Origin of the sequence: Ruminococcus sp. 1001136sp1, from assembly GCF_039841815.1 — a bacterium.
Classification (GTDB): domain Bacteria; phylum Bacillota; class Clostridia; order Lachnospirales; family Lachnospiraceae; genus Blautia_A; species Blautia_A faecis.
The window spans coordinates 121,556-144,172 of the sequence record NZ_JBDPGY010000013.1 but is presented as its reverse complement, the minus strand read 5'-3'; the positions used below and the strand labels follow the sequence as shown (position 1 = coordinate 144,172).

The 22,617-nt window shown below is 44.4% G+C and carries 21 protein-coding genes and 1 pseudogene; 1 reads left to right on the top strand and 21 read right to left on the bottom strand.

Annotation, left to right across the window (positions count from 1 at the left end; genetic code table 11):
- The 12 genes and pseudogenes from ABHC48_RS13260 to ABHC48_RS13205 all read right to left on the bottom strand — a co-directional run.
- Window positions 1-518: pseudogene (locus ABHC48_RS13260) on the bottom strand (hypothetical protein); the annotation flags it as partial.
- Between the two features lie 88 nt (window positions 519-606).
- Window positions 607-1,857, bottom strand: coding sequence for a glutamate-5-semialdehyde dehydrogenase (locus ABHC48_RS13255; protein WP_195699394.1), 1,251 nt, complete (start codon window positions 1,855-1,857; stop codon window positions 607-609).
- A complete protein-coding gene (locus tag ABHC48_RS13250; protein WP_118578385.1) occupies window positions 1,858-2,418 on the bottom strand; it encodes a 5-formyltetrahydrofolate cyclo-ligase in 561 nt (186 codons plus the stop codon). It abuts the gene before it with no gap.
- Window positions 2,396-2,617 carry a DUF896 domain-containing protein gene (locus tag ABHC48_RS13245; protein ID WP_118578386.1) on the bottom strand — a complete coding sequence of 74 codons (222 nt, stop codon included), beginning with the start codon at window positions 2,615-2,617 and terminating at the stop codon, window positions 2,396-2,398. Before ABHC48_RS13245 ends, ABHC48_RS13250 begins: the two co-directional genes overlap by 23 nt.
- Before the next feature lie 84 nt (window positions 2,618-2,701).
- On the bottom strand, window positions 2,702-3,559 hold the full coding sequence (gene proB, locus ABHC48_RS13240; RefSeq protein WP_118578387.1) for a glutamate 5-kinase: 858 nt from the start codon (window positions 3,557-3,559) through the stop codon (window positions 2,702-2,704).
- 343 nt (window positions 3,560-3,902) lie between these two features.
- Window positions 3,903-4,916, bottom strand: a complete 1,014-nt coding sequence (locus tag ABHC48_RS13235) for a DUF3048 domain-containing protein (protein ID WP_226814800.1) — start codon at window positions 4,914-4,916, stop codon at window positions 3,903-3,905.
- 220 nt (window positions 4,917-5,136) lie between these two features.
- Window positions 5,137-5,634, bottom strand: coding sequence for an rRNA maturation RNase YbeY (gene ybeY / locus ABHC48_RS13230; protein WP_243284495.1), 498 nt, complete (start codon window positions 5,632-5,634; stop codon window positions 5,137-5,139).
- Window positions 5,635-5,805: 171 nt separating this feature from the next.
- On the bottom strand, window positions 5,806-6,825 hold the full coding sequence (locus tag ABHC48_RS13225; RefSeq protein ID WP_118578388.1) for a PhoH family protein: 1,020 nt from the start codon (window positions 6,823-6,825) through the stop codon (window positions 5,806-5,808).
- Window positions 6,826-6,901: 76 nt separating this feature from the next.
- A complete protein-coding gene (locus ABHC48_RS13220) occupies window positions 6,902-8,101 on the bottom strand; it encodes a sporulation protein YqfD (RefSeq protein ID WP_195699393.1) in 1,200 nt (399 codons plus the stop codon).
- 109 nt (window positions 8,102-8,210) lie between these two features.
- Window positions 8,211-8,477 (bottom strand): YabP/YqfC family sporulation protein, encoded by a 267-nt coding sequence (locus ABHC48_RS13215; protein WP_195590208.1) that lies wholly within the window; start codon window positions 8,475-8,477, stop codon window positions 8,211-8,213.
- 74 nt (window positions 8,478-8,551) lie between these two features.
- Complete coding sequence (locus tag ABHC48_RS13210; protein WP_118578391.1) at window positions 8,552-9,100, bottom strand: DUF2284 domain-containing protein; 549 nt, start codon at window positions 9,098-9,100, stop codon at window positions 8,552-8,554.
- 79 nt (window positions 9,101-9,179) lie between these two features.
- A complete protein-coding gene (locus ABHC48_RS13205) occupies window positions 9,180-10,121 on the bottom strand; it encodes a tRNA-dihydrouridine synthase family protein (protein ID WP_195699392.1) in 942 nt (313 codons plus the stop codon).
- Between the two features lie 410 nt (window positions 10,122-10,531).
- Between ABHC48_RS13205 and ABHC48_RS13200 the strand changes: the two genes are divergently transcribed.
- Window positions 10,532-11,689, top strand: coding sequence for an aminotransferase class I/II-fold pyridoxal phosphate-dependent enzyme (locus ABHC48_RS13200; protein WP_195699391.1), 1,158 nt, complete (start codon window positions 10,532-10,534; stop codon window positions 11,687-11,689).
- A gap of 241 nt (window positions 11,690-11,930) precedes the next feature.
- Here ABHC48_RS13200 and rlmH read toward each other — a convergent pair whose 3' ends face one another.
- From rlmH to ABHC48_RS13155, 9 genes are all read right to left on the bottom strand, one after another.
- Window positions 11,931-12,410, bottom strand: a complete 480-nt coding sequence (gene rlmH / locus ABHC48_RS13195) for a 23S rRNA (pseudouridine(1915)-N(3))-methyltransferase RlmH (protein WP_195699390.1) — start codon at window positions 12,408-12,410, stop codon at window positions 11,931-11,933.
- Window positions 12,411-12,713, bottom strand: coding sequence for a Dabb family protein (locus ABHC48_RS13190; protein WP_118578395.1), 303 nt, complete (start codon window positions 12,711-12,713; stop codon window positions 12,411-12,413).
- A gap of 151 nt (window positions 12,714-12,864) precedes the next feature.
- Window positions 12,865-16,026 carry a DNA translocase FtsK gene (locus ABHC48_RS13185; RefSeq protein WP_195699389.1) on the bottom strand — a complete coding sequence of 1,054 codons (3,162 nt, stop codon included), beginning with the start codon at window positions 16,024-16,026 and terminating at the stop codon, window positions 12,865-12,867.
- A gap of 70 nt (window positions 16,027-16,096) precedes the next feature.
- The gene (locus ABHC48_RS13180) at window positions 16,097-16,972 is read right to left on the bottom strand and encodes an undecaprenyl-diphosphate phosphatase (RefSeq protein ID WP_118578397.1); all 876 of its coding nucleotides are present in this window, start codon (window positions 16,970-16,972) and stop codon (window positions 16,097-16,099) included.
- Between the two features lie 267 nt (window positions 16,973-17,239).
- Window positions 17,240-18,637: an NADPH-dependent glutamate synthase gene (gene gltA / locus ABHC48_RS13175; RefSeq protein WP_148462574.1), complete on the bottom strand. Its 1,398-nt coding sequence runs from the start codon at window positions 18,635-18,637 to the stop codon at window positions 17,240-17,242.
- Window positions 18,637-19,524 carry a sulfide/dihydroorotate dehydrogenase-like FAD/NAD-binding protein gene (locus ABHC48_RS13170; RefSeq protein WP_118578399.1) on the bottom strand — a complete coding sequence of 296 codons (888 nt, stop codon included), beginning with the start codon at window positions 19,522-19,524 and terminating at the stop codon, window positions 18,637-18,639. Before ABHC48_RS13170 ends, gltA begins: the two co-directional genes overlap by 1 nt.
- Before the next feature lie 199 nt (window positions 19,525-19,723).
- Complete coding sequence (locus ABHC48_RS13165) at window positions 19,724-20,458, bottom strand: ATP-dependent Clp protease proteolytic subunit (protein ID WP_118578400.1); 735 nt, start codon at window positions 20,456-20,458, stop codon at window positions 19,724-19,726.
- Window positions 20,459-20,511: 53 nt separating this feature from the next.
- Window positions 20,512-21,240, bottom strand: coding sequence for a YebC/PmpR family DNA-binding transcriptional regulator (locus ABHC48_RS13160; protein WP_118578401.1), 729 nt, complete (start codon window positions 21,238-21,240; stop codon window positions 20,512-20,514).
- The gene (locus tag ABHC48_RS13155) at window positions 21,210-22,565 is read right to left on the bottom strand and encodes a hemolysin family protein (protein WP_195699388.1); all 1,356 of its coding nucleotides are present in this window, start codon (window positions 22,563-22,565) and stop codon (window positions 21,210-21,212) included. Before ABHC48_RS13155 ends, ABHC48_RS13160 begins: the two co-directional genes overlap by 31 nt.
- Window positions 22,566-22,617 lie beyond the last annotated feature (52 nt).

Below are 22,617 nucleotides of genomic sequence, written 5' to 3'. Positions count from 1 at the left end.
TCCTTGCCAATATTAACCGGTGCTGCCGCAATTGCCTCTGCTAATGTGGAATAGGATGTCTGGGTTCCATCTGCTGCCTTCAGGATAATCTGACCAGTGGTCTCAGGAGTAGGGGTAGCACTCTCCTCTTCCTCCAAAGTCAGCTCAGCAGTATCTCCGCTGTTAAAGCCATCATCCACAACCGCATCCGCTGCCTGAGCTGGTTCTGCTGCCGGTGTGTCTACAGCTGCCTGGGTTGGTTCTGCTGCCGGTGTATCTGCAGCTGCCTGGGTTGGTTCTGCAGTCGGCGTATCTGCTGCCTGTGCAGGTTCTTCCACAGGTGTATCTGCTGCGGCATCTGAAATATCCTGCACTGGTTCAGCTGCTGCTTCTCCTTCTTCTGACTCTGCGGCAACAGCTACTGTGTCCTCTATTGTCACGGTCTGGGTATCTGCCTCTGCAAATGCCATTGTCACCGGAGACATTCCGGCTGCAAGGCTTCCCGCCATAATGAATACCAAAAGTTGCTTTTTCTTCATTTTAAAAAGTCCTCCTTATAAATGAGTCCCCCATATTAAATATTAACATCGAAGTCTAGTATAACATATCTCGGTTCAAAAATCAAACCTAAGGACGAATCTGTCCGTTTCCATAAATGATATATTTTGTGGAAGTAAGTGCCAGAAGTCCCATGGGGCCACGGGCATGAAGCTTCTGGGTGCTGATTCCGATCTCGGCACCAAAACCAAACTCAAAACCATCCGTAAATCTTGTAGAAGCATTCACATATACAGCAGCTGCATCTACTTCATCCAGGAATTTCTGGGCATTGTTGTAATCTCTGGTAATAATTGCCTCTGAATGGCCTGTATTGTAGCGATTGATGTGGCGAATCGCTTCATCTGCAGATCCAACTACTTTTATAGAAAGTATATAGTCCAGATATTCTGTACCCCAGTCTTCCTCAGTGGCAGTAACTGCGTCTGGGATCAAAGCCTTCGCTTCCTCGTCAGCACGCATCTCCACATTCTTTGTCCGAAGGCGCTCTGCAAGAACCGGAAGGAAAGCATCCTTCACTTTCTCATGCACCAGAAGAGACTCACAGGCATTGCAGACACCCACCCGCTGTGTCTTGGCATTCATCACAATGTCTGCCGCCATCTGAAGATCTGCGCTCTCATCCACATAAATATGGCAGTTTCCGGTACCAGTTTCGATTACAGGAATCGTGCTGTTATTTACAACTGCTTTAATAAGACCTTTGCCCCCTCGTGGAATCAGTACATCCACATATTTATTCATCTTCATGAATTCTCCGGTAGTCTCTCTTGAAGTATCAGAGATCAGCTGGATCGCATCTTTCGTAATTCCATTCTCATCCAGGGTTCTGCGGATGCAATCCACAATAGCAGTATTGGAATGGATGGCATCACTACCACCCTTTAAGATCACCACGTTGCCAGTTTTAAAGCAGAGGGCAAAAGCATCTGCTGTCACATTTGGTCTTGCCTCGTAGATGATTCCGATCACTCCAAGAGGGACTCTCTTCTGTCCGATGAGAAGTCCGTTGGGACGTTTTTTCATCCCGGTCACTTCCCCGACAGGATCTTCCAGTGCCGCAACCTGACGAAGCCCCTCTGCCATGCTTGCAATTCTGGCTTCTGTCAGCATCAGACGATCCACCAGTCCTTCTGGCATCTGATTCTTCCTGCCATTCTCTACATCAATGGCATTTGCTGTAAGAAGTGCTTTCGAATCTGCAACAAGGCTGTCTGCAACAGCCTCCAGAACCTGATTTTTCTTAGCTGTATCAAGGTTTCGAAGAACGATTTCTGCCTCTTTGGCATTCCTGCCAAGAGTTTCCAGCATTTCATTCATTTATAAGTCCTCCCTCCGGTAAACTTTACTCTGTGTCACAATGATCTGAGGACAAATGTCCGTAGGTTCTGTGGGCACCAGATCAAGGATCTGAAAATCAAAAGCCACTGCCAGTCTGGTAATATCAGGATGTTTTTCTAAAAAGCGGTCATAAAAGCCGCCGCCATATCCCACTCTGTTGTTCTCAGGATCAAAAGCTACACCAGGCATGACCATAAGAGCATCCTCCCACTTCACGATCTCGCCTCTGACAGGCTCCGGAATTCCAAAATATCCAGGCTCTAGCTGAGAAAAATCAGTAAGGCGGTAAAAAACCATATCCTTTCCCACAACCTTCGGGACTGCTACTTCTTTTCCTGCTTTCCAGGCTTCCTCAATGATATATCTGGTCATTACTTCATGATTGTAATCTGCATAAGCCAGAATATGCTTAGCCTTCACAAACTCTGAGAGTTTCAGCACCTGATCTGTAATCTGATGACTCCATTCTTCTACCTGCGCATCGCTGCACTGCTTTCTGGCTGCAAAAATCTGCTTTCTAATGAGTCTTTTTTCTTCCATATCTTTCTCCAAGATTCACAACCGTACCATCGGCTTCCTTTACATCAATATTATCCAGCTGATTTCTAAGGTTCATCTTAATGGTGGCAATATACTCCTTGCGCAGCTCTGCCTGTTCTTTTTTCTCTTCTTCTGTAAGGCCTACACTCTGTGCCTTATGGTGAAGCGTGTTGATTCTGTCGATTTTTGTGCTGTCCATAATATACTCCTCCTGAGAATGTTCTGTGTAATTTTAATTTATACAAAAACTTAAAGCAATTGTAACTGTGAAGATACTGAACAGTTACAGCAATTTTTCAATATAATCGATCAGGAAAAATTCTTCCTTTTTCTTTCCAACAAACAATGTACCGCAGGGGTCGCCCTCCACAATGCGGTGAATATTATGAAAATCGCCGCCATTGGCAATTACCATGTCGGTACCGGCAGCTGTGGCAATTCTGGCAGCTGTAAGCTTGGTAGCCATTCCTCCAGTGCCCACTTTGCTTCCGGAGGAGCATTTTCCCATGTTAAGAAGTTCATCGTCCAATGTTTCTACCGTGTCAATAAATTTCGCATCTGGATTTGTATTCGGATCATCTGTAAAAAGTCCGTCTATGTCTGACATAAGGATCAGAAGATCTGCCCCTATAAGAGCAGCTACCACTGCAGAAAGGGTATCGTTGTCTCCGAATTTTTCCAGAGACTGAAGCTCATAGGTGGAAATAGAGTCATTCTCATTAACAATAGGGATCACACCCATGGATAAAAGCTCATTAAACGTGTTCTCTGCATTTTTGCGGTTGGCGTTGTTTACCATGGTATTTTTGGTCATCAGGATCTGACCTGCCATCTGATTGTATTCTCCAAACAGCTTCTGGTAAATCATCATAAGTCTGGCCTGTCCAACCGCTGCACATGCCTGTTTCTGACGAGGCTCCTGTGGCTTCTCTTTAAATCCAAGAGCTGCTGCTCCAACAGCGATGGCACCTGAAGATACCAGAACCACATCTTTACCCTGATTTCGAAGATCGCCCAATTCCCTTACCAGAATCTCCAGTTTCCGAAGATTCAGCTTGCCAGTTTCAGCATGGGTAAGAGAGGAACTTCCAATCTTGATTACAATACGTTTTTTATCTTTCAGTCTTTCCCGATCATTCATTTTATTTGTCAACTCCGTTATTATGTTTCCATGTAGTTTTTCATACATATCAATTTCTTATCTTACATCATTTTTTTCATTTCGTCCATGGTTTCAGGTAAACAGTTCTCAATTTCAGAAAAATTTCACATTTTAACGTGTAGAATTATTGTTTCTGTAAGATATTGCATAGTCTGAAAGAGCTCTACCGTGTTTTGATCGTCCTATCACTTTTGCAAATCAAGTCAAAACGCGTTCTTTTGCATCATGCGCTGGTGCAGACAGGCTCTAGCGCATGTTTTTCACGTAAATACAAAAGAGGAACGCCTTATCTTATGACGTCCCTCTCCATTTTTAATTTATTTTACTGTAAAGACACAGAACCTACAGAATCATTCAGCACGATCTCGACCCATGTTTTTCCAGGATTCAGCTGAATCTCCTGATTATTGGAATCATAATAATGAGTGATTCCCCACTGGGAATCCTTTGTCCAGTGGATGTCGATTGCCTTGCCTCTGGTGATGTATTTGCCCTCACCTCCGGACTGGGTATCTACGTTCAGATAACCATTTGGATCATATGGAACATAGTTGGAATACTGTAAAATAATATTCTCACATGTCAGCTGATTGCCTGTGTTCTGGTCAATATGCGGTGCATTAAACTGGAAGCGGCTGTACTCCTTAGTCTCTGCATTGTACTCAAACCACGGATGGTTATAAGCGAAATTATCAAGCTTCACAACATTTGCAGAAACTCCGTCATCCAGGGTTGTCTCAGTTCCTTCCGGTGCAAACTGGAAATGACCATTATAGTCCTCTTTATAATCCTGGCTATAGCCCTGGCTCTGGATTCCTGCCTGAAGATGGGAGAAATCAGTGTAAGCATTATGCGGTGCTACACGGTCAGTGCTGCGATAGTAAGCATTTCCAAGGGTAAGTCCGTTCAGATTGTCGATCAGGTGCTGGTCCAGATACTGAAGTGCATATACAGCCTGTCCATAATGAGAATAGATGGCATCATACTCATTTGCATAGAACAGGAAGTAATCACGGCAGCTTCGCACAGAACCGATCCTTGGAATATTGTCATAGTCCTCGATGATCGCCATGAGACGGGTGATGCTTCCCTCTACCGGTGCTTCATAAATGACTCCTGCGTTCTCAGTTCCGCTCTGTGGAGCGCCATTGGTATCGTTGCCAAGCATAACTGCGATGGGACGTCTGTGGCCAATGCCGACAGATACATCCTCTCCGGTAAGATAACTCTTCACGGTATCTGTCCCGGCTTCCTCTGCCTGTACCGCTACTGTGGATCCTGCAAGTGCGCAGGAAAGCAACATTCCTGTGAGAAGTTTAAATATTTTTTTCTTCATGTCTTCTCCTCCTTATGCATATATATTTAACCTTCTAACTGAACAGAAACTGCAGAAACCGCCACTTATAAATACATCCGGAATGGTAATGCCACCTGCTGATGACATCACCTTATATGAAAATCAGTCGCTTTGCAACTGCCATCCGGAACTTTCATAGTAACTTATTCACGGCAAACAGCAAAAGCCTCTCCAGCTATAGGGTCATGCACAAAAAAATTTAACGGGTAATTCCAAGTTCCTCCAGTGCCTTCGCCTGGCGTGCTTCCATATCTGCGGCTTCCTCCGGAGTCATGTGATCGTATCCCAGAAGGTGTAGCATACTATGTGCAACTAGGAAGCAAAATTCCCTCTTTACACTGTGTCCATACTCTTCTGCCTGGGCAGCAGCACGTTCTGCAGAAATCATAATATCTCCCAGAAGAAGCTCTCCACTGTCAAGATCAAAGCAGGACTCATCATCTTCAGCCACAGAATAATCTGCCGGTGTCTCAAATGGCAGCATTGGAAAAGAAAGAACATCAGTAGCTCTCTCAATGCCACGGAACTCTGTATTTACCCTTTTAATCTCTTCATTATCTGTGAGAACCAGATTTACCTGTGCATCCCATGGACATTTCTCCATGTCAAGCACCTTCTCTGCAACTAATTTAGCAAGAGACGGACAGTCAAGTCCAAGGTCAAAATCGGTCTCGCATTCATATTCTATTGTTACCAAAACTTATTCCTCCTGTATGACATCTGCCTGATTTCTCAAACAGGCGACACCATATGTTCAATTTTACTATTTTGTTTGAATTATTCTGTAAAATTCACATTTCAGTTTCAAATTAATCTTCCCACAGGATATTGATTGTCATTTACTGAAAATTTTGTCCTGGCTTCCCAATTACCGGCTTGTCCTCCGAACTGCCCGCTTCTGGGTCTTTTCCTGGGCTTTCGCTTCCTCTTTCTCAAATGCTTTAACAATGTCCTTCACGATCTTGCAGCGGACAACATCACGGTTCGTCAGAGAAATAGTAGCAATATCGTCTACATTTTTCAAAATAGAAGCACACTTCTGAAGTCCGGAATCCGTCTCTTTGGAAAGGTCGATCTGTGTTACATCGCCGGTAAGAATCATCTTAGAACCAGTACCAATACGGGTAAGTGCCATTTTCAAAATAGGAAGTGTGGCATTCTGGCTCTCATCAATGATGATCATACTGTTATTCAAAGTACGGCCTCGCATATATGCAAGAGGTGCAACCTCAATGATTCCCCGTTCTCTTAACTTCGCAGCCTGATCCGGCCCGAATACGTCATTTAGTGCATCGTAAAGCGGCTTCAGATAAGGATCAACCTTCTCCTGTAAATCTCCCGGGAGGAAACCAAGCTTCTCGCCCGCTTCAATGGCCGGACGGCTGAGAATGATTCTCTCAATCTCGTCATTCCGGTACAGCTCTGCCGCATAAGCAACTGCCAGGTATGTTTTACCTGTACCGGCAGGTCCGATACAGATAGTAACCGTATTGTTCTTCAAAGCAGTGATATAATTTTTCTGTCCGATTGTCTTAGTTCGAATTGGAATATTCTTATAATTCAAAGTCACTGCATCCCCCAGCACCTTGCGGGTGCTGTCTGCAATATCCTCCTCGCTGTCATCCTCTTCCTCGGTCTCATCCAGAAAACGATGGATCATATCCACGGAAAGCTGCTGCTGTTTTTCAAGAGCTTCCTTCATGGCTTCAATAATATTCACAGCTGAATGTATCCTGCCGTCATTAGTCCCACTTACGGTAATGCAGGAATTTCTCTGGGTAATGGATACGCCAAGACGATTCTCAATCACCTTGATCAGCTTATCATTGATTCCAAAAAGCTCCTGTAAAATATCTAATGAGTCAATCTCTATATTCGTGGATTTCAAAAACTGCTCCTCCTTGTGTCTGTTCAAAAATATCTCTGGGTAAAAGTATACCACTCTAAAGATTGTTTTTCAACACTTATGATTCCTGACTGAATTCTATATTCTGCTTCTTTCCGCTTTTTTCGTCTACTGTCAATGTACCCTGCACAGTACAATTTGTACTGTCAAATGTGACTGACAACCGGGAATCTGCAATCCGGATTCCTTTATTCAGAAGTTTTTGTTCATATATTCTCAGCTGCTGTACTGCTTTCTTCTGAGCCTGTTCTTTCGTGTAAACTGTGCTCTGTATCTTATAAGGTGTTCGGGTGATTTTTCCCAGGGAAAAAGGAAGGACGAAATTCTCGGTAAGTTTCCAAGGGATTTCTTCCGTTGAGGTTATATATCTGGATTTTTTTCCTGTATCTGCGCCAAAAACGAAGTCACCAACACGAAAATACCAGCTGGTTTTTGAAGTGCCGCTTTGAACCTTTTTTTCATAGGAAAGGGGGACCTCCTGATAATAGGCAATCTGATGACGCACATAGATGTCTGCGTCTGCCGGAACGTATTCCACACGTACAACTTCCTGACTGTCGTTCAGGATCGGCACCTCGCCAGATACCAGAATATCACCCTGTTTGCAAATGTCTCCAGTTTTAACAAGTGGAGTTCCATTTCTGATAACCATATTCACAATTTTTCCATCCAGGTCGGAAATCAGATTGCATGGGGAGTTGGTTTGCTGGATATCTTCTGTGAGGTTTTCTTCCTGAATGGTAAGAAGAAGCCGGGTACCTTGAACCCTGGCAGAAACAAAAGTAATATCCGGATAGTTTTTCCTGAGAAGGTCGGCAATCCGGGTACAGTTAACCTGATTTTTACGGATCCCATGGGTAATTCCCTGCTGGTCCAGAAATTCCAGAAGCTGAGGGGTGGAATTTTTTACATTTCCATCAATGTGGATATTCCAGATGTGGCCAGAGAGCCAGAGCAGCAAGACCACACAAAGAAGGAACCCGGCTGTAAAGCACTTACGTTTTTGGATTCTGAGCAGCAAAAACGGCAAACCTCTTTTTTTTAGAATATGGATACGGACTCTGGTCTTTCTATGTATGGGAAGGAGTTTTCGGAAATCATTTATGGAAATGCGAGTTGTTATGTTTTTTTCTGACAGATAACGGATTCTTTCCAAAGAGACAGCTCTGGCGTGGCACAAATTCAGGAAGCGTTCCAGCTGGTCACCGGATACTGAAAGTTCTAAAAATCCATGGAGTATTTTTTCGGGGTTATTCATTTTAATCTCGCCTCCATTTATATTGGATTTACGATGTACTGCCGGACGGCAACCGAATTCAGGTGAAATATACCGCAAACCGGAGCTGGCAGACTGCGGGAATGATTTTTCAAACACGCTCTAACATTACCGACAAAACCTGCCCTTTTATTTCCATTTCCCAAGTAGTGTAATGAAATATTTCCAGATTTTTCCCTTGAAGGATCACGCGTCCCTGGCAGGTAACCACGATTAATTTCTCGCTTGTATAGGATAAGATGCTTTTATAATTTTCAATCTGTACCTGCGACGGTCCGGTAATCGTTATAATAGGGGCTTTACAAGACAGGTCACCAGGAAGTTCCATAGCTGTCATAAAACGTTCTGATACAGACATAAAAAAAGCCTCCCGTTCTTTATCTCTAGCTTATGCGGGAGGTTTTCTTTTCATTCTGATTTACAGTTAACAGATCACGCTCTCTGGCGAAAAAGCACCAGAGAAAACCACAGAATGGTATTTCCGCCAAGATTATATTCCATGGAATGATGCTCTACCAGCTCATTTACCACTACACCGTGACTTTCCAGGCAGGGATGCATTTTCTCCGGGAAGCGACAGGGCTTTCCGTCTAAATAGGCACAATGCTCGCAAAGATCGCAGGATTCAGTGGACAGGGTAAATGTCTCAAATCCCTCCCCTTTTAAAAATCCGGCTACCTCTGTAGTCAGCTCCTCGTGAGCATCTCGGGTGGCAAGCATTTCCGCCATGTTCATCACATCAGAAACCTCTGCCACACTGGAAAAAAGAATTCCATTTGGATAACTGTGGATTCGCTTCCCACATTCTTCCAGGCTGCCCACAGCAGGGGGACAGGCCCAGGTGGTGCCATAGCGCTCACACTCCTGTTTGCAGATGATCCGCACCCGCTCCCTTACCTCTATTTCAGCAGTATCCACAAGGCGGTATTCATAAATGGGATACTGAGATATAAATTCTTCAAAACGATCGGTATTTAACATGTTATTCCTCTTTCGAATTATTTATTGCTATTTAGCCCGCCAAGGGGGATCCTTTCAGCGTTCTAAATATCCAAAATACTTAATCTATCAAATCCTGCTCTGCAAATAAACTGGATACCACAGACGAATACTCTGACAGATGCTGGGATTTCTTGATTTTCTTGGCATATTTCTCATAATTTGTAAAATTAACGGCCATATAGCTCCATAATTCTTTCATACGGAACAGCACATTCCGTTCGCCGGAAAGAAGTTCCCGATACTCTTCGAAAAGACAATCATGGAATTCTCTTACTGTCTTTTTATTCGGACGAATGCCTTTCCGGATCTCAGTTACCAGCCCCGGATTCGTGATCAGCCCTCTTCCATACATGAAGCAGCAAGTGTCTGGAAAACGCTCTGTAATCCGCTTATAATCAGCTGCAGAAAACAGATTCCCATTATAGCAAAGTGGCATTTTCAGACGGTTTACAGCCTTCTCATAAGCTCCGAGCCGCGGCACTCCGCGATACATATCTGTCTGAATCCTTGGGTGGATGATCAGTTCATGAATGGGATATTTTTCATAAATGGCCAGCAGATACTCCCAGTCTTCCTCGTAGTGAGTTCCAATTCTGGTCTTTATGGAAATTTTCATATCAAGTTTCGAAAAAATCTGATCCAGGAACTGATCCAGCTTCTGGGGCTCTGCCAGAAATCCGGCACCCTTTCCCTTCGCTGTAACTGTTCCAGAAGGACAACCAAGATTCAGGTTCACTTCCTGGTGTCCGTAATCATCTTTCAAAAGCTGGGCAGTACGGATAAAATCATCTGCATTGCAGGTCAGGATCTGGGGAACCACGTACATTCCCTCATTCCGCTCCGGTGACACCTCGCAAATTTCCTGGAAGCTCAGGTTTTTCTTCGGCTTGGCAGAAATAAACGGAGTAAAATATTTATCCATGGGATGATAAAACCGGTGATAAGTCCGGCGGTATACAAAGTTTGTCACGCCCTCCATAGGGGCCATGTAGTCTTTCATTTATATCCTCGCATGTCTTTTTATTCAAATCAAGGGGGGGGATTTTCTCAGCTGCTTTATTCAGAGCTTTCACCATGCAAAAAATTCCTTAAATTCTTCGAGAAACTTCTTCATTTTCTTTTCCTCCCTTGGTTTGATATAGCCAATTATACACGTTTCTCTATTTTTAGACAATGCCCTCTTAAGTGTCTGCTGCTATTTTTTTCTAAAATTTATACAAAAAAGAACTTTACCCCTAAATCTGGCAGTGCACGGCAGCCATCCATTTTCGTTTGCTATTAGCAATACAAATGTCTTGCCCGAAAATACATTTTTGTCTTGCACTCTGTTGTAGTACTGTGATAAAATAAACAGGATTTTAGCATAAACCTATTGGTTTGGCATTTTGAGAGAAAGAAGGCTTACTTACGATGAATTTTTCCAAAAGACTGGATTTATTTGGAGATGAAATTTTTGCCGCGCTCAATGAAAGGCGGCTTGAACTTGAGAAACAGGGAAAGAAGATCTACAACATGAGTGTTGGAACGCCGGATTTCCATACACCGGATCATATTAAGAAAGCACTGATGGAAGCTGCTGCTGACGATCAGAACTGGCGTTACAGTCTCCGCGATCTGCCTGAGCTTCTGGATGCGGTCTGTGCATATTACAAGAAGCGTTTCCATGTGGAAATCACGCCGGATATGGTAATGTCCGTTTATGGAAGTCAGGAAGGCATGGGACATCTTGGCATGACTTTATGCGACGAGGGAGACGTGGTTCTTCTTCCAGATCCGTGCTATCCGGTTTTCGCAGCAGGAAGCAAATTAGGAGGCGCAGTTCCTTACTACTACCCGCTTGTAGCAGAGCATGATTTCCTGCCATATGTAAAGAATATTCCGGAAGATGTGGCTCGCAAGGCCCGTTACATGGTAGTCTCTCTTCCATCCAACCCGGTAGGCAGCATTGCTACACCAGGACTTTATGAAGAAATTGTTGCATTTGCAAAAAAATACGATATTTTAATTATCCATGATAATGCATACAGCGACATTATCTTTGATGGCGTGGAAGGTGGAAGTTTTCTTGCCACTCCTGGTGCGCGGGAGGTTGGTGTTGAATTTTTCAGCCTTTCCAAATCCTTTAACGTAACCGGCGCCAGAATCAGCTTTCTCATTGGAAATCCAGAAATCATCTCTGCTCTTAAAAAGCTTCGCAGCCAGATCGATTTCGGTATGTTCCTGCCAATCCAGAAAGCTGCTATCGCTGCCCTGGAGGGACCTCTGGACAGCGTAAAAGAACAATGCAGACAATACCAGGCACGCCGTGATGCTCTATGCGACGGACTTGCTTCCATTGGCTGGGAGAAGCCAAACGGCAAAGGAACTATGTTCGTATGGGCAAAGCTTCCGGGAAAACGCACGGACAGCATGGCATTCTGTATGGAATTAATGGAAAAAGCCGGTGTCATCGTTACTCCTGGCGCAAGCTTTGGTCCTCATGGGGAAGGATATGTGCGCTTCGCGCTGGTACTTCCACCAGAGAAAATCAAAGAGGCTGTGGAATCTATCCGTACAAGTGGAATTTAAGTACCACTTCCAAATTTATCTTCAAATATATTGCAAGCTTTAACAAACCGTACACCACACGTTTTGCGCGTTATGGCAGCAATCACCAGAAACTTACACAAACGTCGGCTTTAGGTTTTGACTGATTGCTCGTGTAAACTAATAAACTCCCGGATGTTAGCTGCCTCGAACATGCTCTAACATCTGGGAGTTCTTGTGTCTGTAATTATCATTTATGGAACTTTACAAAAATGAAATCTCATTATTTATGATAAGGCTCATGATTCATAATCCGATATCCCCTGTAAATTTGTTCCAACAGAATCATCTGCATCAATTGATGCGGAAACGTCATTCTTGAAAAACTGAGCTTATAATCTGCCCGTTTCAAAACAGCATCAGAAAGCCCAAGTGATCCTCCGATCACAAAGGCAATGCTGCTTTTTCCCTGAACGCCTAATCTGGCAATCAGGTCAGAAAGCTCTACAGAATCCAGCATTTTACCCTCTATAGCAAGTGCAATCACATAATCTGTATCGCGAATATGGCTAAGAAGCCGATTGCCCTCCGTCTCTTTGATCTGACGGTTCACCGCATCGGAAGCTTTATCCGGAGTCTTCTCATCTGGCACCTGGATAAAATTCAACTTACAGTAGCGGCCAAGGCGCTTGGCGTACTCTGCAATTCCGTCATTCAGGTATTTCTCTTTAATTTTTCCAACTGTGATAATACGAATTTCCATTTACACCTCAAAGTCCATTGCTACACGGTCGCATACATTTGGTCTTACGTAAGTGTCTGCAACATGAACATGATTCGGATTTACTGCATAGGCAGCCAGTGCCTCAGCGCTCTCCAGCTCAGTGATCAGGCACAAATCACGTGTGCTGGATGGAAGAAGGTCTGTAACAACCTCTGCCTTAATGAGCCCTGGCACAACACCAACCAGACCTTCAAGATGTTCTTTGATCTGTGCTTTTAATTCAGGCTTCTTCTCCTCAGGAATCTCTTCTTTAAATGACCACATTACCATATGTTTTACCATTTTTATTGTCTCCTTTACATGTATTATATTTTCTTAACTATTACTCCAATTCATACTTCTGATAATCCGTCCTCATAGTTTATTTTAAACGTATTTAGACAGGCTCTGTGCTATTATTCATATACAGATTTTCATAACATGAATTAATTTCCTATAAATGTTCTTCCACATATGTCTGGAATTCCTCCATAGACATAAGTACCTTACGTGGCTTGGTGCCCTCTTCCGGTCCTACAACCCCTGCATCGCACAGCTGGTCCATAATACGGGCTGCGCGGTTAAATCCAATCTTATACATTCTCTGCAGCATACCTATGGAAGCCTTTTCCTTCTCAATAATGAACTTACCCGCCTGCTCGAAATAGACATCCCGCTCATTGCCGCCGGAGCTTCCGCCAGCTGTAAGAACCGCATTGTTCATCTGCTGTTCAATCTTATTGTCGTAATCTGTCCGTGGATTTTTATCTGCAAGGAAATCCACAATATTACTGACTTCGTCATCTGAAACAAAGGCTCCCTGCAGTCTGGCAGGCTTCTGGTAGCCCTGCGGATAAAACAGCATATCTCCTTTACCAAGAAGCTTCTCTGCGCCGTTCATATCCAGAATGGTTCTGGAGTCCACACCGGAAGTGACAGCAAAGGCAATACGTGACGGCATGTTCGCCTTAATAAGACCGGTAATAACATTGACAGACGGTCTCTGGGTAGCAATAACCAGATGGATGCCTGCAGCACGGGCCAGCTGGGCCAGACGACAAATAGCGTCCTCCACATCCCCTGGTGCAACCATCATAAGGTCTGCAAGCTCATCTACGATAATGACGATCTGACACATTTTCTCAGGGCGCTGCTCTCCCTCCGGGAACTTCATCTTCTCAATCTTGCGGTTAAACTCTTCCAGATTTCGTACCCCATACTCTGCAAAAGTATTGTAACGGTTACTCATCTCATTTACTGCCCAGTTCAGAGCCCCCGCAGCTTTCTTCGGATCTGTGACAACCGGAATGAACAGATGCGGGATACCATTATAAACACTAAGCTCTACCACTTTCGGGTCAATCATGATCAGCTTAACCTCGTCTGGCTTGGCTTTATATAAAATACTGATAATAAGTGTATTGATACAAACAGATTTACCAGATCCGGTGGAACCTGCGATTAGAAGGTGGGGCATCTTGGCAATATCTGCCACGATCGTCTTACCCTCAATATCTTTACCAGCAGCAAAAGCCAGCTTGGATTTGGCATTCATAAACTCCGGACTCTGGATCAGATCACGGAGCATAACCGCACTGTGTTCTTTATTTGGTACCTCGATACCTACAGCTGCTTTACCCGGGATCGGAGCTTCGATACGGATATCCGGCGCGGCAAGATTCAGCTTGATATCATCAGAGAGACCTACGATCTTGCTTACCTTTACACCCATTTCCGGCTGCAGCTCATACCTGGTAACTGTAGGTCCGCAGCTTACGTTTGTAACCTTGGCATTTACTCCGAAATTATACAGGATTTCCTGTAATTTCTGAGCTGTCTTTCGAAGATGGGAATCAGAATCTCCCTGGGATTTCCCATTTCCACGTTTCAGAAGATTCACAGGCGGATACTGATATTCCTTTTTCACCGCCGCTTCCTGGGTTTTGATCTCATGCTGGATATTTACAATTCCGTTGGCAATCTCCTGCCTGGAAGACTTAGGATTCTTCGCCGACTGACGGGAAGTAGTTTCATCCGAAACTCCATTCCCCGCTGCCATTTCGTCAGAAGCTTCAGAAGAGTGGAAGCCAGAAGTTGCCGGAGATCCATGGGCAGCGCCACCTGCTGCGCCAGAAGTATCTCTCGTCAAAGCAACTGCATTCTGCATGGTAGCCATAGCTTCATTAAAATCCACTCCATCATAACTGTTTTCTTCTTCCTCTGCCTCAGCTGGTTGGTCACTGCTAACTGGATTTTTCATATAGACAGTACCGTCCTCTTCCGTGGTATCCTTTTCCATAGAATATGACGGTACAGGATCATCTTGTCCAGAGGAGGCGCTCGTATTCAGATCTGGCTCGTCTGACTGCTCTGGCTCAGAACGGTGAATTGCAAACTGCAGCTGTGTTTCCTCCTGTGATTCTCTGTCATCAATTGACAGATCATCATCCTGGACCCGATACTCACTGATATCCACATACTTTCCTGTATTAATCGGAAGATTCTGAGCAGAAGCACTCTCGGAAAATTCTCCATTCACTGTAGTCATATTCTCCAGTGATCCTGCATCTCCCGGATTCATGGCATTCTCTGGATTTAAAGGAAATTCCTGATCCACAGATTCCCCGCTTTCCTCGGAATTTCTATCTTCAAATAAATCTGTCCCTGCAAGAAAGCTTGTAGAATCCAGGTTTTCTCCTCTTCTGCCCCGGGTCTGGTTATTTCCACGCATTCTCATCCGGGAATTTGCCCTGGAATCATTTCCAGCTGTCCTGGAAGCCTTTTTCCCTTTCTGTTTGGCTGCCTTTTTCTCAAAACGGGATGGTTCTTCCACCATATCTGAAGCAATCCCTTCTTCGGCAAGTGCAGCTTCCAGCTCCTGCATCCTTTTCTCACGGCGCTCCTGGGCTGCCAGCTGGCGCTGCTGGACTTTCAGCTGCTTCTTCAGCTGACGCTCCGGTGCTCCCTCCTGATAGAGCGCCTGCTGCCCCTTCACAGCTTCCAGGATCTTATCATAAACTTTATACAAAAATCCCAGGAAAGAATGCTGCGTGATCAGGATCAAACATACCAGGATCACAAGTACAATGATCACATAAGCACCGATGGTTCCAAATGCGGAGATTGTAGAAATACAGATTGCGCCTCCAATGGCTCCGCCACCAGTACGATACTCAGAACTGATCCTGTAATATTCTGCAAGAGTTGTACTCTCTGTATAGCCTTCTGTAAAAAGCTGTGCCAGTCCACAGCAGATCAGAAACAGAACTGCGGCGGCGGCTGTTTTTTTATAAGCAAGCACATTTCCCTTATTGGAGATCAGAAATGCTGCCATAATAAAAAGTACAACGGGAAAAATATAAGCCATCAGTCCCATTACTCCCATGAGTACCTTGCTGATGCTTCCTCCGACATTTCCACCAAGTCCGACACAACTTACCATAAGAATGATTGCTGCCGCCATCAGCACCAGAAGTATGATTTCCGTCTGAAAGCCGCTGGATATTGACTGCTTTCCTGCTGTATTCTTTTTAGACTGGGTACGTGCGGAAGATTTTTTCTTCGCGGATGTACCACGTTTGGTTGTTGATTTCTTCGGCGTATTAGACGCTGCCATTAAAAAGTTCCCCCTTCATCAGGCAAATTTGTAACCGATCCGTGTTTCTGTAAGCTTTCCTGCCGGACAGTTATGCAAAATTGCTAATAAGCGCTATGGCCCCTGCCACAAAACAGTAAAATGCGAAATAGCGCAGTTTCGCATGCTGCAAAATGCGGAGCAGATTGCGTATCATAAAATATCCAACTACTCCCGCCACGATCATACCAAAGACATAGGTAAATCCAAGAGACACACTCATCTTTGGCGTGGTAAACTGTCCAAGCTCCAGAAAAAGAGAGCCCAGAACTGCCGGAATGCTGATAAGATAAGAATATTTCACTGCAAATTTCCTGCTGAAACCGCATAATAAGCCTGCACAAATCGTCATTCCACATCTGGATATACCTGGAAATACGGAAATCCCCTGACAAATTCCAATCCACATGGCATTGTCATAAGTCACATCTTTCGGTGTCTTGATTCCACCGATATTACTGAGGTCTGTCACAAGAAGAAACACTCCTGTCACAAGGATACATGCTCCTGGAAGAAGCGGGGAAATCGCCGCTCTTGTCACCAGTCTTCTGCAAATGTATCCAAGCAATGCTGTGGGAATAAATGATACAGCCATAATCGCTGTAAATTTACGGTATGTTCCGTGCACCACTCTGGCATAGTGGAGATTCTCACCGGTTTTCCTGTTGTGAAAATAGATATTTACATTCCCGATTATATCCATGATCATGCCCAGAAGCTCCTCTCCGATCCGGCGAAGATCCTCATGGAATGCAAAAAAAACTGCCACCATCGTGCCTATGTGAAGAAGCACTTCAAAAAGGACTGCAGTGTTTCGTGTAATTCCCATTGCATTTTCTATGGCTGCCAGATGTCCGAAACTGCTCACAGGAAGAAACTCCGTGATTCCCTGAACAATTCCTAATAAAATCGCCTGTAAAACTGACATATTCAATATTTCCTTTTCTTTGGGATAAGACGGTCCGCAAAAACCCGTCAAGCGTACCTATTATACCACAAAGCAGGCAAAGATACAACTTTAATCGAACGACTGTTTTGTCTGCAGATTGCAGGAATGATTTTTCAAACACGCTCTAATAGAAAAAACCCTGCCTGAGATTTCAAACCGAAATCCCAGACAGGGAACTCATACCTTCTTACTTCTCAGAAAAAAGGTGCATATATTTGTTACTGTCCATTTTGAGGCCAGCAGCTTTTATTTTGCATATTTGCTCTTAATATACTCATCGATGCCGCGTGCACCTGCTTTACCTGCTCCCATAGCAAGGATAACAGTGGCAGCACCTGTAACAGCATCTCCACCAGCATATACGCCTTCTTTTGAAGTCTTACCAAACTCTTCGTCAGCAATGATACATTTTCTCTTGTTTACATCAAGACCGATGGTTGTAGAAGAAATCAGCGGGTTCGGGCTTGTACCAAGGGACATGATAACAGTATCAACGTCGATGGTAAACTCAGAACCAGGAATCTCAACAGGGCGTCTTCTTCCGGAAGCGTCCGGCTCGCCAAGCTCCATACGGATACATTTAATACCGGTTACCCAGTCTTTGTCATCTGTAAGGATCTCAACAGGATTGCAGAGAAGATCAAACTGTACGCCCTCTTCTTTTGCGTGATGAACTTCCTCTTTACGTGCAGGAAGCTCTGCTTCTGAACGACGATAAATAATATGTACCTCTGCGCCAAGACGAAGTGCAGTTCTTGCAGCGTCCATAGCAACGTTACCACCACCAACAACAGCAACCTTCTTGCCATGTGCGATCGGAGTATCATAATCCTCACGGAATGCTTTCATAAGGTTGTTACGTGTCAGGTACTCGTTAGCGGAGAATACACCGTTAGCCTGCTCACCCGGGATTCCCATGAACATAGGAAGTCCGGCACCGGATCCGATAAATACAGCCTCAAAGCCCTCATCTTTAAGAAGCTCGTCGATTGTTACGGATTTACCAATGATAACGTTGGTCTCAATCTTAACACCCAGAGATTTTACGTTCTCAACCTCTGCTGCAACTACTTTGTCTTTTGGAAGACGGAATTCCGGAATACCATAAACAAGAACTCCACCAGCTTTGTGAAGTGCCTCGAAGATTGTTACATCGTAACCCATCTTTGCAAGATCTCCGGCGCAGGTAAGTCCGGAAGGACCGGAACCGATCACTGCAACTTTATGTCCGTTCTTCTGTGCAGCCGGAACTGGTTTGATACCATTCTCCTTCGCCCAGTCAGCAACGAAACGCTCCAGTTTACCAATGGAAACAGCTTCCCCTTTCAGACCGCGGATACATTTACCCTCGCACTGTGTCTCCTGAGGACATACACGTCCGCAAACAGCCGGAAGAGCACTGGACTCACCGATGATCTGGTAAGCTTTTTCAAAGTTTCCTTCTTTTACTTCATGAACGAAGCCTGGGATATTGATAGATACCGGGCATCCTTCCATACATTTTGCTTTCTTACAGCCAAGGCATCTGTTTGCTTCTTCCATTGCCTCTTCTTTATTGTAACCAAGGCAAACCTCTTCAAAGTTAGTAGCACGAACCTTAGGAGCCTGCTCTCTGACTGGTACTTTCTTTAATACATCTGCCATTATTTGTCACCTCCACAATGTCCGCATCCGCCGTGATGGGTATCGCCTTCCTGAAGCTTCAGAAGAGCACGTCCCTCTTCGGTCTTATACATCTGCTGTCTCTTCATGGCAAGGTCGAAATCAACTTTATGTCCATCAAATTCCGGTCCGTCTACGCAGGCAAATTTCACTTCGCCGCCAACCATTAAACGACAGGCTCCGCACATACCGGTTCCGTCTACCATGATCGGGTTCATGCTGACAACTGTAGGAATGTTCAGTTCTTTTGTTAACAGGCAGACAAATTTCATCATGATCATCGGTCCGATTGCAACGCAGAGATCATACTCTTTGCCCTGATTCTGCACAAGGTCACGAAGTACATCTGTACCCATACCTTTACGTACATAAGAACCATCATCTGTAGTAACATACAGATTACATACTTCTTTCATCTTGTCCTCAAGAATAAGGAGATCCTTTGTCTTGGCACCAACGATCGCATCAGCGGTAATGCCATGCTCGTGAAGCCATTTCACCTGAGGATATACAGGAGCTGTACCAACACCACCTGCTACGAAAACGATTTTTTTCTTCTTAAGCTCTTCGAGATCTTCATGGCAAAGCTCAGATGGCTGTCCCAGAGGTCCAACAAAATCTTCGAAGTAATCGCCTGCTTTCAGCTGGGCCATTCTGGTTGTTGAAGCACCAGCCGGCTGGAAAACGATTGTTACAGTACCTTTCTCTGCATCATAGTCGCAGATTGTAAGCGGAATTCTCTCTCCTACTTCGTCCATTTTCACGATGACGAACTGGCCAGGCAGACAATGCTTAGCCACACGAGGAGCTTCCACATCCATAAGAAAAACATTTGCAGAAAGTTTCTCTGCGTTGAGTATCTTATACATAGTTCCCTCCTGAAGTACTATATTTGTTGCTGCTCACTCCGCGGGCAGTAACCTATATTTAACCGTCACTTCATGTATATGTCCGCTGTATGGACACTTGTGTCGGTCATATCCTATAACACTATAGCACAAAAAGACAGGTTAGTAAAATAAAATTCTCCTGTTTTTCTTATATTTTTTCCAAAAAATGTATAATTTTTCATTTTTCAGGGGATTTGCTTTTCTCTTTCCCAATTAAATCATATAATTTCCCAAGAGCTTCTTTCATTCCTCCAACTTCATCGATTAGACCTTCTTTCACTGCCTCCGGACCTTCTAACATAGTTCCCACATCTTTTACCAGCTGCGTAGTGTCCAGCATTAGTTCTTCCAGTCTTTCCTGGGACATGTGAGTGTGACTGGAAATGAAGGTGGTGATCCGGTCCTGGATTTTCTCCATGTTGCGGTAGGACTGGGCGACGCCAATAAACATGCCATTTGTGCGAACAGGGTGGATCACCATGGTGGCACTGGGAACTACAAAAGAATAATCTGCAGATACAGCCATGGGAACACCAATGGAGTGACCGCCTCCAAGTACCAGGGACACTGTGGGCACGCTTAAAGAGGCGATCATCTCTGCAATGGCAAGACCAGCTTCCACGTCACCGCCCACAGTATTAAGCAAAACCAGAAGCCCGTCCACAGACTTGTCATCCTCGATCATGGCAAGCTTTGGCAAAACATGCTCATATTTGGTAGTTTTGCTGTGAGACGGCGCCGATTCGTGCCCCTCTACCTCACCGATGATCGTCAGAAGTTCCACTTTGTATTTATTGGAATTCTCATTTAAAATAACCTGTCCCATATCACGGATCTGCTTATTTTGCTGTTCTTCTTTTTCTACAGATTCTTTTTTTTCACTTTCTGCTTCATTATCCTCTCTTTGCTGCATAAAAAATACCTCCACACAATCGTATGGAGGTAGTATCTGCAAATCTGATTAAATTATTCGTCCCAGTTATGCCATACATCTGTTACATCGTCGTCATCATCCAGAAGATCAAGGATTCTCTGGATATCCTTAAGGGATTTCTCATCTGTCAGTTCAACAGTTGTCTGCGGGATCATGGCAACCTGTGCCTCAAGAAGCGGAACACCTGCGGCCTCAAGAGCCTCGCGTACTGCACCTAAATCATCCGGAGCAGTGAGAACTTCATAGCTGTCCTCTTCTTCGTTGAAATCCTCAGCACCTGCATCAAGAGCGGTCATCATCAGTTCGTCAGCGTCCATCTCGCACTCTTCCTTGTCGATGATGATCTGACCCTTCTGATCGAACATATAGGATACACAGCCCTGGGTTCCAATGCTTCCGTTACCCTTTGTAAAAGCGTTTCTTACGTTGCTGGCTGTACGGTTCTTGTTATCAGTCAGAGTCTCAACGATGATGGCAACACCATTCGGACCATATCCTTCGTATACAGCTTTCTCATAACTGTCTGCGGAATCAGCACCGGCTGCTTTCTTAATACCACGCTCAATGGTATCGTTTGGCATGTTGTTTGCCTTTGCCTTTGCAATAACGTCACGAAGCTTACCATTGTTGTTCGGATCCGGACCACCTGCTTTAACAGCCATTACGATCTCACGACCGATGATGGTAAAGATTTTTCCTTTTTTAGCATCGTTTTTTTCTTTCTTGTGCTTTATGTTTGCGAATTTTGAATGTCCTGACATTTCTTATCCTCTCCTTTTGGTTCTTTTTTTATCTTTTCGGCCCGCACCTTTCCGATGGTTTTGTTGCCAAGGGAAAGAATTCTGAAACGGTAGCCGTTTACAACAATTTCTTTATCCAGATCATCTTCTGTGGGAATATGTCCAAGAAGATTCGTCAGATAACCATTTAAGGTCTCAAATTCCACTTTACCGAAATCAATTCCAAGCTCTTCCGCTACATCTTCCAGATACGCCAGTGCGTCAATGATCACACTGTTATCCTTCTGCGTCCGGAACGTACTGTCGTCTTCATCGTATTCATCCAGAATATCTCCTACGATTTCCTCCAGAATATCTTCCATTGAGACAATTCCTGAAGTCTGTCCATACTCGTCCACTACCACTGCCATATGAATTTTCTTCATCTGCATGGATTTGAAAAGATCACTGATTCCCCTTGTCTCCGGAATAAAAGAAGCTTCTCTGATCAATCCCGGCAGATCCTTAAGGGGTTTGAACTTCGCCCAGGAATTCCTGGTGAGAAATTTCAAAGCATCTTTATAATGAATAATTCCTACTATATTATCTATCGTCTCTCTAAATACAGGATAACGGGAATTTCCTTCCTCAAGCATGGTATCCACAATGGTCTGAAGATTGTCCTCCTCATCAAATGCGATCACATTCTTGCGATGCGTCATAATGTCCTTGGCTTCAGTGTCCGTAAACTCCATGATATTCTGGATCATCTCTGCTTCGTTTTCCTCAATGACACCTTGCTCATGGGCTTCATCTACAATGGAAATGATCTCTTCCTCCGTCACCGGATCCTCTGACTGATTAAAAGCAACACCAAATGGCCTTGCTGCCAGCTTGGCAATAAAGGTTACGCACATAGTAAAAGGATACAGGATCCTGGTAAAAAATCCTACAATCTTCATATACCGATATGCATATTTTTCCGGGTGATAGGTTCCGATTCTCCTGAATGTAAGAATACCAAGAGACGCAAGCAGAATGATCACCAGTGCAAGCACCAGGATCAATGCAGCCAAATGCTTTATGTAGGGATAAAAGGTCTCGGTAGCCCATGGAACGATAAATGCTCCGAAACAGACTCCGGAAGCCATAACAATCAGCGGAATCGCATTGACAAATGAAACAGGATTGTTGATCAGGGAAAGAAGAAAGACTGCTTTCTTATCTCCTTCCTGCGCCCGTTTCTCCACTTCGTTTTCGCTCAGATTGTGCACTGCAGCTGAAAATCCATAAAAAATACCATTCAGCCACAAAAGCAATAATAAAATGACAAAGCCCGCCAGGGGCATACTACTGCCAGATTCCATATATTAAACCTTTGTTCCTCCTAGACAGCGTTACTGCTTATTACCTTCGCAG